This is a genomic window from Bacillus swezeyi (assembly GCF_001969815.1).
In the GTDB taxonomy this organism is placed as follows: Bacteria; Bacillota; Bacilli; order Bacillales; family Bacillaceae; genus Bacillus; species Bacillus swezeyi.
In genome coordinates, this window is sequence record NZ_MRBK01000006.1 from 459,260 (window position 1) to 475,547 (window position 16,288).

The following is a 16,288-nucleotide window of genomic DNA, read 5'->3' on the forward strand; positions in this document are numbered from 1 at the left end:
ATATGCATATAACCTGTAACCCTATTATATGCTCTGTTCAGAAAATGTGTCAATCAACTCCACAGGAAAAGCTGTTTCATTATTCCCCCGCATACCTTGCGCCAAAACGCAAATGGCATATTGGAAGTGCTGCCCAAATATACTTAGTTTAGCTATTAAACTAACAAGCTTCATTCACAAGGAGTGAGCGTTTTTGAAAACATCCTGTCTTATGATGATCTGCTTCGCCTTTCTGCTGGTCTTTTCCACAGGCTGCAAGAGCGGAGGCAGCGATGAGAAGAATGCAAAAGAAGTCAAAGTCTGGGATTATTTCACCGGCAAACAGCAAGAGCTGTATCATGAGCTTGTCGATCAGTACAATCAGTCGCAGGATCAGTATAAAGTGGTGACAGAGTACATTCCGTTTAACGAAGTGAAAAAACAGCTGTCTGTCGGAACAGCGGGAAATGCTATGCCTGATGCCGTTTTCCTTGATAATGTAGACAATGCTTCTTTTGCCGCGATGGGCATTCTTGAGGATTTGACGGACAAAGCGGAACAATGGGGGCAGATTGATCAGTTTTATGAAGGGCCTTTATCATCAGCCCTTTATGAAAACAAATATTACGGCATTCCTTTTGCAAGCAATGCGCTGGCATTGTTTTACAACAACGATCTGCTGAAGGATGCCGGGGTGTCTGAGCCTCCCAAAACATGGAGCGAGCTGAAAGAAGCGGCGAAAAAAGCGAGCCAGGGCCATACGAAAGGGTTTGCGATGTCGGCGGTTAAATCTGAGGAAGGCGCTTTTCAATTTTATCCGTTTTTACTGTCTTCAGGCGCAGATCTCAACAGCCTGCAATCAAAGGAAGCTGTTTCTTCCCTGCAATTTTTGGCGGATTTAGTAAAGGAAGGCGCTATGAGCAAGGAAGTGTTAAACGCCACCCAGGATGATCTGGCCAGACAGTTCGCTGCAGGGCAGCTTGCCATGATGATCAACGGCTCTTGGAACATTGAACGGTTGAAAGAGGTCGGACATTTGAATTACGGCATCACCTTTATCCCGAAAGATAAAGAGTATGCGTCTGCCCTCGGCGGAGAAAACATCGCCGTTGTCAAAGGAAAAAACACTGAAGGCGCATGGGACTTTATCACCTGGCTTCTCGATCCTGAGCGGCTTGAGACACTGACGGCGGAAACCGGCGTATTCCCGCCGCGGAAAGATCTGCTGGAAACGTCGGATCATTGGAAGACCGATCAGAATCTAAAGTCGTTTATTCCCATTATGGATATCGCATCAGCACGAGGGCCTTCCAAAGATTGGCCGGACATGTCCGAAGCGCTGCAAATGGCCTTGCAGGAGGCATTAAGTGAAAGCAAAACGCCGAAGGAAGCGCTGGATAAAGCGGCACAGAAGGTCGACACATTAAAGTAAGGAGTTTGATCATGATCAAAGCATTCGTCCGCAAATGGGAAGGTTATTTCTTTGTGTTTCCGGCAGTCCTGTTTATGCTTGCTCTAATCGGCTATCCATTAATCTACAATATCATGCTGAGCTTTCAGAATCTGTCGCTTTCCAATTTAGCCTCTCAAGACGCCGGCTTTATAGGGTTTGAGAATTATAAACAGCTCGCTCAAGAAGAAGTGTTTTGGGTGTCTTTGAAAAACACGCTGCTTTATACAGCCGGAAGCGTCGTTTTTCAATTTACAATCGGTTTTTTGCTGGCTTTGTTTTTCAGCATGAAATTCCGGCTTGCTCCGTTTCTCCGCGGGTTGATGATGGTGAGCTGGCTGATTCCGCTGACGATTACGGCGCTTTTATTTAAGTTTATGATGGCTTCAGGCGAAGGGGTTTTCAATCAGCTCCTGCTTTCATGGGGCATCATCGACAGCCCCATCCCATGGCTGTCAAACCCGAACATTGCGATTTGGTCCGTCATCATCGCGAATATCTGGGTCGGCATCCCCTTCAATATGCTGCTGATATCAGCCGGCCTCAGCTCCCTTCCCGAGGATGTTTATGAAAGTGCAAGCCTTGACGGCGCCAACGGTTTTCAGAAATTCATCCACTTAACCCTGCCTTTATTACGGCCGGTGATCACAGTCGTCATGATGCTCGGCTTTATTTATACCTTCAAAGTGTTTGACCTTGTCTTCGTCATGACGGGCGGCGGTCCGGTTCATTCGACAGAAGTGCTTTCAACTGTCAGCTACCGCTATTCTTTCAATGAGTTTCAGTTCAGCATGGGGGCAGCAAGCGCCAATGTCTTATTTTTCATTCTCCTTTTGGTCAGTCTCGTCTATTTGCGATTGATCAAAAAAGATGAGGTGATGTCATGATGCCGAGACGAAAGGAATGGCTCCTCAATTGTATCGGGGTCTTGATCACGGCCGTTTTTCTGTTTCCTGTTTACTGGATGATGATGACGGCTTTTAAAAGCGAAGCCGAATTGTTTAAGGTCCCCCCTTCATTGTGGCCGGAGACATTTCAGCTTTCCGGCTTTCAAGCGGTTTTCACAGAAGGGATCGCGAGACACTTCATGAACAGCGTCGTGATTTCAGGAATTACAGCCATCATCGTTTTGCTCTTGGCCGTCCCTTCCGCCTACGGCTTGGCCAGGTTTCAAGTTTGGGGCAAAAAACTGTTTATCCTGCTGTTCCTCGTCACGCAAATGCTTCCGGCCACCGTCATTTTGACGCCGCTATTCATTGTGTTTAACAAGCTGAACATTCTCAATACGTACATTGGCCCGATTTTAGCTTCTGCAACTCTTGGGATTCCTTTTTCGGTTTTAATGCTCAGGACTTTTTTTCTCGGAATTCCAAAGGATCTTGAGGATGCCGCAAAAATTGACGGATGCAGCCGTTTTACGGCATTCATCCGCATCATTTTGCCCGTTGCCATGCCTGGAATTGCCGTGAGCGGGGCGATTTCCTTCTTTTTCACATGGGGAGATTTGATTTACAGCATGACATTCAACAGAAACCAGGAACTGTGGCCGCTAACGGCCGGGATCTATAATGTCATCAGCCAATATGGCATTCAGTGGAATGATCTGATGGCATTTGCCGTTATATCGGTTCTGCCAGTCATCATCATTTTTGTCATGCTTCAAAAGCAGCTTGTCAAAGGACTTGTCAGCGGTTCAATCAAATAAGAAAGGGTGCTTGACAATGAAATTTTCCGACGGCTACTGGCTCACCCGGGACGGCTATGACATCAATACGCCAAAGGAAGCTTACGATCACCGGATTGATGAACACTCATTGACGGTTTACGGGCCTGTCAAAGGCATTCAGAAAAGGGGCGACACTTTGGATACCCGTATGCTCACCGTCAGGTTTTCCAGCCCATTTGAAGGTGTGATCCGCGTTCAGGTTTTCCATTTTAATGGAAGCATGCATAAAAAACCGGGCTTTGCCCTCTATACGACAAATATGAAGCCGGAGATTTCGGAAGATGACGACGCATTGACGCTCCGAAGCGGCAGCTTGAGCGTCAAAGTGAGCAAAACCGATTGGCGCTATCAATTTTTGCGAAGTGAACAAAGGCTGACTGGCAGCGAACCGAACAGCCTCGCCTACATCGCGGGTGATGACGGCCGGACTTTTATGAGAGAGCAGCTTGATATCGGTGTGGGCGAAATGATTTACGGACTCGGGGAGCGTTTTACGGCATTTGTGAAAAACGGGCAGTCCGTTGATATCTGGAACAAGGACGGAGGAACAAGCACTGAACAGGCATACAAAAATGTCCCGTTTTACCTGTCCAACAAAGGGTATGGCGTGTTTGTCAATCATCCTGAACTGGTCTCCTATGAAATCGGTTCTGAAGTCGTCTCAAAAGCCCAGTTTTCCGTTGAAGGCGAATCACTTGATTATTTCATCATCAGCGGCTCAGAGCCGAAAGACGTTTTAAAGCGATATACCTTGTTGACGGGAAAGCCCGCTCTTCCGCCGGCATGGTCTTTCGGACTTTGGCTTTCGACATCTTTTACAACCGATTATTCGGAAGAGACGGTCACCCGCTTTATTGACGGGATGAAAGAAAGGGATATTCCGCTCAGCGTCTTCCATTTTGACTGCTTTTGGATGAAAGAGTTTGAATGGTGCAATTTTGAATGGGATGAACGCTTTTTTCAGAACCCGCAAGCCATGCTCAGCCGCTTGAAAGAAAAAGGCCTGAAAATCTGCTTATGGATCAATCCTTACATCGCCCAAAAGTCAAAGCTTTTTCAAGAAGGAAAAGAAAACGGTTATTTTTTGAAAAACAGACAGGGAGATGTATGGCAGTGGGACCGGTGGCAGGCGGGAATGGCGATCGTTGACTTCACAAATCAAAAAGCGCGCGAATGGTACTGTTCAAAGCTGGAGAACCTGCTCGATATGGGCGTCGACTGCTTTAAAACAGATTTCGGCGAAAGAATCCCGGCAGACGCCGTATACTTTGACGGTTCAGATCCCGAAAAAATGCACAATTATTATTCATTTCTCTATAACAAAACCGTATTCGACCTTCTGAAGAAAAAACGCGGAGACCAGGAAGCCGTCGTTTTTGCAAGATCGGCGACTGCCGGCAGCCAGCAATTCCCCGTTCACTGGGGAGGGGACTGCTTTGCCAGCTATGACTCAATGGCGGAAAGCCTTCGCGGAGGCCTGTCGCTTTCCCTTTCAGGCTTTGGCTTCTGGAGCCACGATATCGGCGGATTTGAAAGCACCGCATCAGCCGACCTATATAAACGCTGGACCGCGTTTGGCCTGCTGTCGACACATAGCCGCCTGCACGGCAGTGAATCGTATCGGGTTCCGTGGCTGTTTGACGAAGAAGCGGCCGATGTGATGAGATACTTTGTGAAATTGAAGCACCGGCTCATGCCGTACCTTTACGCTGCAGCTTACTGCGCGCACACAGAAGGTATTCCGATGATGCGGGCTATGCTGCTCGAATTTCCTGAAGACAGGACCTGCCACTGGCTTGACAGCCAATACATGCTTGGAAAGAACCTTCTCATCGCTCCTGTTTTTCAGGAAAACGGCGCTGTCTCGTACTATCTCCCGAAAGGAACGTGGACACACCTGTTAACAGGAAAAGAAACGGAAGGCGGAAAGTGGCAGGAAGAGAAATACGGCTATATGGGACTCCCTCTTTTCATCCGGGAAAACACCTTGCTGCCGATCGGACACGAATCAAACCGTCCGGATTACGATTATCTCGATGGTGTGACATTCCGTCTTTACCATTTAAAAGACGGATGCACGGCAGAACAGACGATTTATAATGAAAAACACGAAGCGATGACGATCAAGGCTTCTAGAAATCAACATACACTCACGGTGAAAACAACGGGCGTCCAAAAGAAATGGAGGCTTTTGATCTGCGGATCTTCTGTCAGCTCGGTCATGAACGGATCCATGGAAGCGCTTCAGGAAGGAACCGCGATTCAGCCAAAAGAAGCGCATCGCGATGTTGTCATCTTTTTCTGAAAAGGAGTGAAAACATGCTGAAAATCGTCCGTATCCTCGCCTTGTCACTGATATGCACCGCCCTTTCCATCGCCGGCTTCAGTCTGCCGCAGTCTGTGGCGGCCAAAGCCCCGGCCTACGATTATCCGTTTCAAAATCCAAAGCTTCCCATCCAGAAAAGGGTCAGCGATTTGATCTCACGGCTGACGCTTGATGAAAAAGTGTCACTGATGCATCAGTATCAGCCCGCCATTCCGCGCCTCGGGATTCCCGCTTTCAAAACGGGCACTGAAGCGCTTCACGGTGTCGCCTGGCTCGGGAAAGCCACCGTTTTTCCCCAAGCTGTCGGTCTTGCTCATACTTGGGATCAGGCCTTAATCAAACAAGTCGGCTCGGCGGTCGGTGATGAAGTCCGCGGCTTCAACCATCTTGACCCTGCGGCAAACGGAGTCAATGTCTGGGCGCCTGTTGTCGATTTGCTGCGCGACCCGAGATGGGGCAGAAATGAAGAAGGCTATTCCGAAGACCCTTTTTTAACTGGAGAAATGTCCACGGCTTATGCTTCAGGCTTAAGAGGTGATCATCCCTTTTATTTGAAAACGATTCCAACTCTAAAACATTTTCTCGGATACAATAATGAAACAGACCGGGGCTTCAGTTCTTCAAGCATTGACCCGAGGAATTTGCAGGAATATTATTTGAAACCGTTTGAAACCGCCATTTCAAAAGAAGCCGCGTTCGGCCTGATGCCGGCCTACAATTCAATCAACGACAAACCCGCCATTTTAAGTCCGCTTCTTCAAAACACTGTCAAACAAAAATGGGCCGGTGACCATTTCTTTATCGTCAGCGACGCTTTTGATCCTTCGGGAATCGTCAATGACCATCATTATTATGACAGCCATGAAGAAGCGCACGCGCACGCCGTGAAAGCAGGCGTTGACAGCTTCACAGACCAGGATCAAAATCCCGAACTGACCAAGACCGCGATCAGGGGAGCTTTAACAAAAGGACTCATCTCTGAAAAAGACTTGGATCAGGCATTGACAAACGTGTTCAGCCTTCGCTTTCGCACCGGCGAATTTGATCCCGATGAACTCAACCCATACGGCCGCCTGACAGATGAAGTCATCAACAGCCCGAAGCATCAGAAGCTGGCGAAAAAAGCCGCGGAAAAATCAATTGTTTTATTAAAAAACAATCAACAGCTTCTCCCCTTCGATCAGAAGGCAGATGAAGACATCGCGGTGATCGGCCCGTTTGCCGATGTCCTGTATGAAGATTGGTACAGCGGAACAATGCCTTATCAAAAGACTCCGCTTGACGGAATCACAGAAAAAACCGGTGAAGAGCGCGTCTCTTTTACAGAAGGAACCGAACAGAGCGGGTTCAAGTCTGTGCTGACCGGAAAATATGTGACGGCCGGCCCGGACGGCAAAAAGCCGTTAACAGCAGCTGCAGGCAAACTTCAAAAAAGCGAGACATTTGACTTGGCCGATTGGGGAGAAGATCTATACACCCTGCGCGCTCAAGCGAATGGCCTCTATGTCTCTCTTCAAGACGATGGCCGCTTCCTTGCAGATCAAAAACAGCCCAATGGCTGGACGGTCCGCGAAACCTTTCAGTTCGAAAAACAGCCTGACGGAACATTTGCCATCAAAAATACCGCAAACGGCAAATACGTCACCGCCGGAAAAGACGGAACATTAACGGCGGCCGCCGAAAAACCGGCCACTGCGGCCGAAAAATTTTCGAAAACCATCGTCAAATCCGGAACAGATGAAGCGGTTCAATTGGCAAAATCCGCCGATAAAGCGATTGTTTTTGTCGGAAACAACCCTTACATCAATGGACGGGAAACCGAAGACCGGGAAGATATCAAGCTCCCTCCCGCCCAGGAACAGCTGGTAAAGTCCGTATATAAAGCCAATCCCAACACCGTGCTGGCCGTCACAAGCAGCTACCCGTTCGCTTTGAATTGGGCCGACAAACACATCCCTGCCATTTTGTATTCCGCCCACGGCGGACAGGAGGCGGGAAGCGCCTTGGCTGATATCCTTTTCGGCGGCGAAAATCCGGGAGGGCGCTTAACGCAAACTTGGCACACCTCTGTCAATGAGCTGCCAGATATGATGAATTACGACATCATAAAAGGAAAACGAACCTATAAATATTTTGACGGAAAACCGCTTTATCCGTTCGGCCACGGTTTATCTTATACATCGTTTCGCTATGACAAATTAACCGTTTCTACCGGAAACCTGAAAAAAGGCGGAACTTTAAAGGTGCGTGTCAACATCACCAATACAGGCAGCAGAAAAGGAGATGAAGTCGTCCAGTTCTATACCTCCCCCCGGTTTAAAACACGGGTCAAGCAGCCTAAGCAAGATCTGAAAGGATTCAAGCGAATCACGCTTTCCCCGAAAGAAACGAAAACCGTGACTTTCAAGCTGAAACCATCAGACCTTGCTTTTTGGGATGTGACAAGAGAAAAATTTGCCGTTGAAAAAGGGCTGTACCAAATCGCCGTCGGCAGCTCATCGAAAGATATCCGCCAGACGAAGCGGGTCTTCGTCCAAGGAGAAACGATTCCAAAACGGAACTTGGCGAAAAAAACAAAGGCTGAAAACTATGACGACTACAAAGGCGTACAGATGACCGAGGAATCTAAAAACGGCGGTGATGCGGTGAAAAATATGAAAGCAGACGCATGGATCTCCTTTCAAAATGTCCGTTTAAAAGGTGAAAAGCGGCTGAAAGCGAGAGTTTCAAGCAGCGGAGGCGGAGAGATCTGCATCTACCTGGGCCATCCCAAGAAAGGAAAAAAGATCGGTTCATTAAAGGTGCCTGATACATCTGGTATGCAAAACTGGAAAACGATCAAAACATCCGTTCAAAAAACAGCAGGCACACATCACGTATATTTCGTTTTCAAAGGGAACATTTCACTCGATACATTTCAATTTCAGCAATAACAAAAAATGATGAAGGCCATGCAGTATGTTCTGCATGGCCTTCGTCATTTTTTTAGCCATTTAAAAGCTTTACAATTTAGGAGATATGTATTAGAATTCAATAAAAGTTGCATTAGGTAAAAAAAATGTCTTTAGGTAATAAAAAATTGCCAAGATAAAAATATTGTATGCAGGTTAAATTTGATATAGACATAGAAAGGGGTTAATGAATGCTATGAAACCCGCAATGACTGTAAAAGATTTATATGTTTCATATCACGGCACAGAAGCGCTTCACAATATCAATTTCTCGATTGATCAAGGAAAAATGGCCGGTATTATCGGACCGAACGGTGCCGGAAAATCGACGCTTTTGAAAGCTGTACTGGAGTTGATTCCGAGAGATAAAGGCGAAATCCGCCTGCTGGAAAGACCGCTTAAAGCTGTTCGCCAAAAAATCGCCTATGTCCCTCAGCGAAATGATATGGATTGGACGTTTCCCATCAATGTTCTCGATACGGTTCTGCTCGGAACATATCCTGAACTCGGCATCCTCCGGCGTCCGAAAAAGCATCACAAAGACTTGGCCTATCACTGTCTGGAAAAAGTCGGAATGGCTTCATTCTCGAAGCGCCAGATCGGCGAGCTCTCAGGAGGACAGCAGCAGCGTGTTTTTCTCGCGCGGGCGCTCGCTCAAAAAGCGGAGCTGTTTTGCCTTGATGAACCATTCGTCGGAATCGATGTGACAAGCGAAGACATGATCGTCAAAATATTAAAGGAATTGCGTGATGAAGGAAAAACCGTCCTTGTCGTCCATCACGACTTGAACAAAGCGGACAGCTATTTCGATGAATTAATTTTGCTGAACAAAGAGCTGATTCAAACAGGTCCCGTCTCTGACATTCTCAAGCCGGATGTCATGATGAAAGCCTATGAATCCCAGCTTCCGTTTCTGCAAACACAAAGGGGGGCAATCTGATGGAATTTATAAACGGCTTGATGGAATATTCCTTTCTGCAAAAATCACTGTTCACTTCCATTATGGTGGGCATCATCTGCGGTGTGATCGGCTGCTTTATCATCTTACGCGGAATGGCGCTGATGGGTGATGCCATTTCACACGCCGTCCTGCCCGGTGTCGCCATCTCCTATATGCTTGGCGTCAACTTTTTCTTCGGCGCCGTCTTTACAGGAATACTGACGGCCCTTGGAATCGGTTATGTCAGTCAAAACAGCCGGATTAAAAACGACTCGGCCATCGGCATTGTCTTTACCGCCTTTTTCGCGATCGGCATCATCTTGATCACGCTTGTCAAAAGCTCAAGCGACCTATACCATATTTTGTTCGGCAATGTGCTGGCCGTTCGTTCATCTGACATGTGGATCACACTCGTCATCGGCATCATTATACTCACAGCTGTCTTTTTATTTTATAAAGAGCTGCTCATCACCTCTTTCGATCCGACGATGGCCGCCGTCTACGGCTTGCCGAACCGGCTGATCCACTACTTTTTAATGACGCTTTTGACAATGGTCACGGTCGCATCGCTTCAGACCGTCGGGATTATTCTCGTCGTCGCAATGCTGATAACACCTGCCGCCACGGCTTATTTATTAACGGATCGGCTATGGGTGATGATCTATTTGGCCGCCTTCTTCGGCGCATTGTCAGCCGTCATCGGTCTCGGTTTAAGCTATACGTACAACCTCTCATCAGGGGCGGCGATTGTGCTTGTGGCGACGATCCTGTTCGGGCTCGCCTTTATGTTTTCTCCAAAACAAGGCGTTCTATGGAGATCTTTGAAATCCAGAAGAAAAAGAGCAGCACTTCAAAACTAATCGAAAAAATAAAGGGGGAAAACTCGAAATGAAACGCAAACGAACATTAGCGATTCTGGCGGCTGTGATTCTGCTTCTCGCTGCCGGCTGCTCCTCAAAAAGCAGCAGCGGTGAAAGCGGAAAATTGAAAGTCGTCACCACCTACTCCATTCTCTATGACATCGTCAAAAATGTCGGAGGGGATCACATCGATTTATACAGCATCGTACCTGTCGGAACAGATCCGCACGAATACGATCCGCTGCCAAAAGACGTTCAAAAAACGGCGGACGCTGATATCGTCTTTTATAACGGCCTGAATCTGGAAACGGGCAACGGCTGGTTTAACAAGCTGCTTGAGACGGCTGAAAAAGGCGGCGATGACGCTCCCGTCTACAAGCTGAGCGAGGGAGTCAAAGCAAAGCATCTCACCTCCAAAGGAAAAGAAACGGAAGAAGATCCGCATGCATGGCTCGATATTCAAAACGGGATTCAATATGCCGAAAATGCCAGAGATGCGCTGATCAAAAACGACCCCGATCATAAAGCGGACTATGAAAAAAATGCGAAAGCCTATATTGAAAAACTTCAAAAGCTTCATGATGAAGCAGTCAACCGTTTTAAAGATGTACCAGAGGAACGGCGGATCCTTGTGACAAGCGAAGGCGCCTTTAAATATTTCGCCTCAGCCTACGGTGTGGACGCCAAGTATATTTGGGAGATTAATACCGAAAATGAAGGCACGCCAGGCCAAATGAAAAAAATCGTCGACACGGTGAAGACAAAGAAAGTTCCGGCTTTATTTGTGGAGACAAGCGTTGACCCGCGCAGTATGGAAAGCCTGTCAGCGGAAACCGGCGTACCGATTAAAGGAAAGGTATTTACCGATTCCATCGGAAAACCCGGTGAAGACGGAGATTCATATTATCAGATGATGAAAGAGAACCTTGACCGAATCCATAAAGGGCTCGCCGAATAAATCACGAACTGCTGTGCAAATGTACAGCAGTTTTTTTCGCGTGTTTGGACGATTATTAAGCAGGGTACAAGAACAGAAAGTGCAGAAAAAGGAGTGTTTTACTGTGGAAAATCAATCTGTTTATGAAGAATGCATCAAAGCTTGCCAGGAATGCCTTTATGCCTGCAATCACTGCTTTGACAAATGTTTAATGGAAGAAGACAGCGGCATGATGGCCGAATGCATCCGTTTGGACCGGGAATGCGCTGAAATGTGCGCCATTGCTGTTCAAGCGATGACACGAAACAGCCCATATGCTGAAGACATTTGTTTATTATGTGCAAAGGTTTGTGAAGCATGCGGAAATGAATGCAGCCTGCACAAGCATGACCACTGCCAGGCATGTGCGGAAAGCTGCTTCAGATGTGCGGAAGCGTGCAGAAAAATGGCTTCGTAAAGCGGAATATCCGGCGTGCCATAACATACGGCGCGCCGGTTTTTTATTTTTTTCATCTGATCCCCTTTCAACCTGATACAATATGACTATAAAAGGGGGTTCAAATATGAAAGACGGCGTATTTCAAATGACTTCTGACACATATCAGGCACTCAGCGATTCTGAAAGGCATTTGCTTGAGTATATTTATCAGCATCTGGATATGATTTCAACCCAGTCCATTGTCAAATTAAGCGAGAATGCCAATGTTTCAACAGCTACGATCGTCAGGCTGATGAAAAAGCTCGGTTATGACGGTTACACATCTTTTAAATATGCACTCAGAGAGAGCCATCAGCTTGGACATACTCCCCTGATGGATGATATCGACAGCCAAATCAAACAGGCTGTGCTGAAAAATGAACGAGAAGTCCTTGATACGATCAAAATGCTTGATATCGGACTGATTGAAGATGCCATCCAAAAAATCAACAATGCCGAAAAAATTTATATTTTTGCAAGAGGATTATCTGAAATGATCGGTACGGAAATGACGATCAAGCTCCAGCTGCTCGGAAAAAACTGTGAGATGCACAGCGATCCGAACATTATCAGAGGCAAATCGAAAACACTGTCAAATCATGATCTCGGCTTATTTGTTTCGCTGAACGGCGAAACGGAAGAGCTGGTTGAAGCCGCTGCCAATCTTAAAGTACAAACGATTTCCTCGATTACATTAACGACGAGAATCGACTCGCGTCTCGCGAAAATGTCGGAGATCGTATTAGTCGGATTCAAAGGCGAACAGTCATTTTTTCCGGACTATGAAGTCCGCTCACGCCTCCCTCTGCAAGTCCTCTCCCGCATCATGCTTGATTCGTATGTGATTCGCACCGCCCACGCCTGAAAACCTTTACACAACCTGTAAACATCCCCTCTTTTATCTGTGACATAATGTCTGTGAAGTCATAGATAAAGGGGGGAACAACATGATCTATACATGCACGATGAATACCGCCGTCGACCTGTTCGTTGAAACTGACGATTTGCTTCCCGATATTGTCAATCGCACTACAGATGAAGATTACCAGCCCAATGGAAAAGGAGTCAATATTTCTTTTATGCTGAAACGCCTCGGCCTTGACAATACGGCGCTCGGGTTTGCCGGGGGCTTTACAGGCCGCTTTATTGAAGAGGAGCTGAAAAGAGAAAAGATTGCAACCGATTTTGTACAGGTTGACGGTATTTCCCGAATCAATATTTTTATCAACGCCTGCCGTGAATTCAAAATTGTCAACAAAGGCCCGCTTATATCAGAAGCCTGCAAACAAGAACTGATCAATAAAATGGAATATATTCCCTTCGGCCATTTTTTATTTATCTCAGGCAGCCTTCCGAAAGGCATCAATGACGACATTTATCCGCTTCTTTCCGCCATTGCCGCCAAACGGGGATTAAAGCTGATTTTAGATATCAGTTCGCCTGCGCTCCTCGACTGCCTTCCGTATCATCCGTACTTGATTAAACCGAATGAACAGGAGCTGGCCGCTTTTTTCGGTCACAAGAAAGCGCTGTCAGAAGCGGAGATCCTTCATTATGGGCAGGAGCTTTTAAACCGGGGAGCTGAACGGGTGCTCGTGACCCGAGGAAAAGACGGAGCGATCTACTTTGACCGCCAAACGACAATAAAAGCGACGTCGGCCGAAGGCGAAGTCGTCAACACCGCTTGTGCGGGAGATGCCATGCTTGCGGTGTTCATCGGCAAACAGGAACTTGGTTTTCCTCTTGAAGAAGCTTTAAAACTGGCGTCTGCCGCCGGGGCGCTGACGGCATTTTCAAAAGGTCTCGGAGATTTGTCCAGACTTGATGAGATGGTTTCACACATTCGGATTACTCATTTATAAAGGAGGTTTTCAAAATGGCAAACATCAAAATCATCGCTGCGACAGGCTGTCCGACTGGAATCGCCCATACATTTATGGCTGAAGAAGCTTTAAAACAGGCCGCCGCCAAGCTCGGAGTCGACATCAAAGTGGAAACCCACGGCCAGGTCGGCGTGCAAAATGAACTGTCAGCTGATGACATTAAACAGGCTGACGGCGTCATTATTGCGGCGGACAAGGATGTTGGCGCTGAGCGTTTTAGAGGCAAACCCGTCCTCGATGTGCCCGTCGCCCGCGGAATCCGGGATGCGGAAGCATTGATTCAAACGATGATCAATGGAAAGGCGCCGATTTACGGCAAGGGAGAAGCCGAAAAGTCAGCGTCTGAAACAAATATCAGCGCGTCCGGTTCGGCCGGCCGAAAAATGTATAAACATCTGATGAACGGCGTTTCCCATATGCTCCCGTTCGTCGTCGGCGGAGGAGTTTTGATCGCACTTTCATTTTTATTCGGCATCCATTCAGCCGATCCCGAACATCCGAGCTACAACGCCTTTGCCGCACTGCTGAACAAAACGGGCGCTTTCGGATTCCAGCTGATGGTTCCGATTCTATCGGCATATATCGCCGATTCGATGGCCAAACGTCCGGGGCTGATTGTCGGGTTTATCGGCGGAATGATCGCAAGCACGGGCGGAGCCGGCTTTTTGGGCGGAATCGTCTCCGGATTTTTAGCCGGACTGATCATTTACGGCTTATCTTATGTACTGAAAAACATGCCGCAGTCTTTGGAAGGATTAAAAGCGATTTTCCTTTTCCCCGTGCTCGGCATTTTCCTGATCGGAGCCGTTATGTTTGTTTTAGTAGAGCCGATGACCGCCATCAATGAAGGCATGAAAAACTTTTTAGCCGATTTTCAAGGGGCAAATCCCATCATTCTCGGCCTGATCATCGGCTGTATGAGCGCGTTTGACATGGGCGGACCGGTCAATAAAGCGGCATATGTGACAGGGACCGCGCTGCTCGCCGAAGGAAACCAGTATTTTATGGCCGGCGTCTCAGCCGCATGCATCACCCCGCCGCTTGTCATTGCATTTGCCACTTTGTTTTTCCGAAAGTATTTCAGCCAGCAGGATCGCAATGCAGGGCTTGTCAATTTTATCTTGGGCGCCACCCACATTACGGAAGGCGCAATCCCGTTCGCCGCAAAAAAACCGATCCCTGTCATCCCGATTTTGATGATCGGTTCATCGGCATCGGCCATTTTAACATATTTTTTCGCAGTGCAAGTCCCGGCTCCGCACGGCGGATTTCTTGTACTTCCCGTCGTAAACGGAGCGTTTCAATGGGTGCTGTCGATACTGATCGGTTCGCTTATCGGCGCTTTCATGTACGGCTTTTATCAAAAACGAACCTATGAAAAAAACTAAGAAAGGCTGATTCATCATGAGTACAGCTGTATTTTTAAAGAAAGAGCACATCTATCTTCAGGAAGCATTGTCTTCACAACAGGAAGTTTTTGAGCGGTTGGCTCAGCTCGCTTATGAATTGGGGCTGGCCAAATCAAAGCACGCGCTCATAGATGGTTTAGCGAAAAGAGAAGCCGAAAGTACAACCGGCTTTATCGACGGATTCGCCATCCCCCATACAAAACTTGAGGACATCACAGAAGCTGCGGTGCTGATTATCAAAAACGAGACAGGCATTGAATGGAATTCTCTTGATCAGACGCCCGTCACCTTTATCATTGCTTTACTCATACCTGATGCCGAAGCAAACAGCACGCATTTGCAGCTATTATCATCCCTGTCGCGCATGCTCGTCCATGAAGATGTCAGACAGCAGCTGCTTGAGGCGGAAAGCTGTGAAGATATCGGGCGCATCATCTCAAACGATTTAGCTTCATTCTATTACGAAAGAAGGGAATCAAAATGCTGACCAACACGAAAAAAATGCTCCTGGACGCCCAGGCAAACGGCTATGCGGTGCCAGCCTTCAACATTCATAATCTCGAAACCGTTCAGGCTGTTGCCGAAACGGCCGAAGCGCTTAGATCCCCCGTCATTTTAGCCGCTACCCCTGGAACGTTCAGCTATGCAGGACGCGATTATATTCAAACGATTGCGGAAACGGCTGCGGCGAATTGCACGGTACCTGTCGCTCTCCATCTTGACCATCATGAGCAAATCGATGATATTCGAGCATCTTTAGCATTGGGGACGAAATCCGTGATGATTGACGCTTCCCATCATCCATTTGCAGAAAATACCGCCATTGTGGAGGAAGTCGTTCACTATGCCCGTCAAAAAGACGCGACTGTTGAAGCGGAGCTCGGACGGCTCAGCGGACAGGAGGACGATCTTGTCGTAAATCAAGCCGACGCTTATTACACAGATCCGGATGCGGCCAAGGATTTTGTCGAGAAAACCGGAATCGATTCGCTGGCCGTTGCGATCGGAACGGCCCACGGCCTTTATTCTTCAGAGCCTAAAATCGATTTTGACCGGCTTGCAGAGATCCAAAAGCGCGTCTCTATCCCGCTTGTCCTGCACGGTGCATCCGGCATTCCCGAACAAGACGTCAGAAAGTGTATTGAACTGGGATGTACAAAAGTAAATATTGCAACAGAATTAAAAATTCCTTTTTCCAATCAGCTGCGGCATTATTTAACTGAAAATCCTAAAGCGAGCGATCCAAGAAAATATATGGCTCCCGCCAAAGAAGCGATGAAAAAGATCATCGAAGACAAAATCTTGATGTGTATGAGCAATGGAAGATATTAAACTCAAAAACCCGCATG

Annotated in this window: 14 protein-coding genes; all 14 read left to right on the forward strand. The window is 47.4% G+C overall.

The window, feature by feature from the left end; translation table 11 throughout:
• Positions 1-193 precede the first annotated feature (193 nt).
• The 14 genes from BTA30_RS08445 (at position 194) to BTA30_RS08510 (ending at position 16,271) form a co-directional block, all read left to right on the forward strand.
• Positions 194-1,411, forward strand: coding sequence for an ABC transporter substrate-binding protein (locus tag BTA30_RS08445; RefSeq protein WP_076760799.1), 1,218 nt, complete (start codon positions 194-196; stop codon positions 1,409-1,411).
• A gap of 11 nt (positions 1,412-1,422) precedes the next feature.
• Complete coding sequence (locus tag BTA30_RS08450; protein WP_076760800.1) at positions 1,423-2,316, forward strand: carbohydrate ABC transporter permease; 894 nt, start codon at positions 1,423-1,425, stop codon at positions 2,314-2,316.
• On the forward strand, positions 2,316-3,134 hold the full coding sequence (locus tag BTA30_RS08455) for a carbohydrate ABC transporter permease (protein WP_239693648.1): 819 nt from the start codon (positions 2,316-2,318) through the stop codon (positions 3,132-3,134). The genes BTA30_RS08450 and BTA30_RS08455 overlap by 1 nt, the downstream gene beginning before the upstream one ends.
• Before the next feature lie 16 nt (positions 3,135-3,150).
• Positions 3,151-5,460, forward strand: a complete 2,310-nt coding sequence (gene yicI / locus BTA30_RS08460; RefSeq protein ID WP_076760802.1) for an alpha-xylosidase — start codon at positions 3,151-3,153, stop codon at positions 5,458-5,460.
• Between the two features lie 14 nt (positions 5,461-5,474).
• Positions 5,475-8,414, forward strand: a complete 2,940-nt coding sequence (locus tag BTA30_RS08465; protein WP_076760803.1) for a glycoside hydrolase family 3 protein — start codon at positions 5,475-5,477, stop codon at positions 8,412-8,414.
• A gap of 214 nt (positions 8,415-8,628) precedes the next feature.
• The gene (locus tag BTA30_RS08470; protein WP_076760804.1) at positions 8,629-9,372 is read left to right on the forward strand and encodes a metal ABC transporter ATP-binding protein; all 744 of its coding nucleotides are present in this window, start codon (positions 8,629-8,631) and stop codon (positions 9,370-9,372) included.
• Positions 9,372-10,232, forward strand: coding sequence for a metal ABC transporter permease (locus tag BTA30_RS08475; protein WP_076760805.1), 861 nt, complete (start codon positions 9,372-9,374; stop codon positions 10,230-10,232). The genes BTA30_RS08470 and BTA30_RS08475 overlap by 1 nt, the downstream gene beginning before the upstream one ends.
• 28 nt (positions 10,233-10,260) lie before the next feature.
• Complete coding sequence (locus tag BTA30_RS08480; RefSeq protein WP_076760806.1) at positions 10,261-11,190, forward strand: metal ABC transporter substrate-binding protein; 930 nt, start codon at positions 10,261-10,263, stop codon at positions 11,188-11,190.
• Between the two features lie 103 nt (positions 11,191-11,293).
• Positions 11,294-11,626, forward strand: coding sequence for a four-helix bundle copper-binding protein (locus tag BTA30_RS08485; protein WP_076760807.1), 333 nt, complete (start codon positions 11,294-11,296; stop codon positions 11,624-11,626).
• A gap of 106 nt (positions 11,627-11,732) precedes the next feature.
• Positions 11,733-12,512, forward strand: coding sequence for a MurR/RpiR family transcriptional regulator (locus BTA30_RS08490; RefSeq protein WP_076760808.1), 780 nt, complete (start codon positions 11,733-11,735; stop codon positions 12,510-12,512).
• Positions 12,513-12,594: 82 nt separating this feature from the next.
• The gene (gene pfkB, locus BTA30_RS08495) at positions 12,595-13,509 is read left to right on the forward strand and encodes a 1-phosphofructokinase (protein WP_076760809.1); all 915 of its coding nucleotides are present in this window, start codon (positions 12,595-12,597) and stop codon (positions 13,507-13,509) included.
• A 14-nt stretch (positions 13,510-13,523) separates the two neighbouring features.
• A complete protein-coding gene (locus tag BTA30_RS08500; protein ID WP_076760810.1) occupies positions 13,524-14,918 on the forward strand; it encodes a PTS fructose transporter subunit IIC in 1,395 nt (464 codons plus the stop codon).
• Positions 14,919-14,934: 16 nt separating this feature from the next.
• Positions 14,935-15,426 carry a PTS sugar transporter subunit IIA gene (locus BTA30_RS08505; RefSeq protein ID WP_076760811.1) on the forward strand — a complete coding sequence of 164 codons (492 nt, stop codon included), beginning with the start codon at positions 14,935-14,937 and terminating at the stop codon, positions 15,424-15,426.
• A complete protein-coding gene (locus BTA30_RS08510; protein ID WP_076760812.1) occupies positions 15,420-16,271 on the forward strand; it encodes a tagatose bisphosphate family class II aldolase in 852 nt (283 codons plus the stop codon). Before BTA30_RS08505 ends, BTA30_RS08510 begins: the two co-directional genes overlap by 7 nt.
• The last annotated feature ends 17 nt before the right edge of the window (positions 16,272-16,288 follow it).

Bases quoted from the DNA above. Each gene is read 5' to 3' on its own strand.
- BTA30_RS08450 (WP_076760800.1), top strand. From the start codon at position 1,423: ATGATCAAAGCATTCGTCCGCAAATGGGAAGGTTATTTCTTTGTGTTT.
- BTA30_RS08455 (WP_239693648.1), top strand. From the start codon at position 2,316: ATGCCGAGACGAAAGGAATGGCTCCTCAATTGTATCGGGGTCTTGATC.
- yicI (WP_076760802.1), top strand. From the start codon at position 3,151: ATGAAATTTTCCGACGGCTACTGGCTCACCCGGGACGGCTATGACATC.
- BTA30_RS08465 (WP_076760803.1), top strand. From the start codon at position 5,475: ATGCTGAAAATCGTCCGTATCCTCGCCTTGTCACTGATATGCACCGCC.
- BTA30_RS08470 (WP_076760804.1), top strand. From the start codon at position 8,629: ATGAAACCCGCAATGACTGTAAAAGATTTATATGTTTCATATCACGGC.
- BTA30_RS08475 (WP_076760805.1), top strand. From the start codon at position 9,372: ATGGAATTTATAAACGGCTTGATGGAATATTCCTTTCTGCAAAAATCA.
- BTA30_RS08480 (WP_076760806.1), top strand. From the start codon at position 10,261: ATGAAACGCAAACGAACATTAGCGATTCTGGCGGCTGTGATTCTGCTT.
- BTA30_RS08490 (WP_076760808.1), top strand. From the start codon at position 11,733: ATGAAAGACGGCGTATTTCAAATGACTTCTGACACATATCAGGCACTC.
- pfkB (WP_076760809.1), top strand. From the start codon at position 12,595: ATGATCTATACATGCACGATGAATACCGCCGTCGACCTGTTCGTTGAA.
- BTA30_RS08500 (WP_076760810.1), top strand. From the start codon at position 13,524: ATGGCAAACATCAAAATCATCGCTGCGACAGGCTGTCCGACTGGAATC.
- BTA30_RS08505 (WP_076760811.1), top strand. From the start codon at position 14,935: ATGAGTACAGCTGTATTTTTAAAGAAAGAGCACATCTATCTTCAGGAA.
- BTA30_RS08510 (WP_076760812.1), top strand. From the start codon at position 15,420: ATGCTGACCAACACGAAAAAAATGCTCCTGGACGCCCAGGCAAACGGC.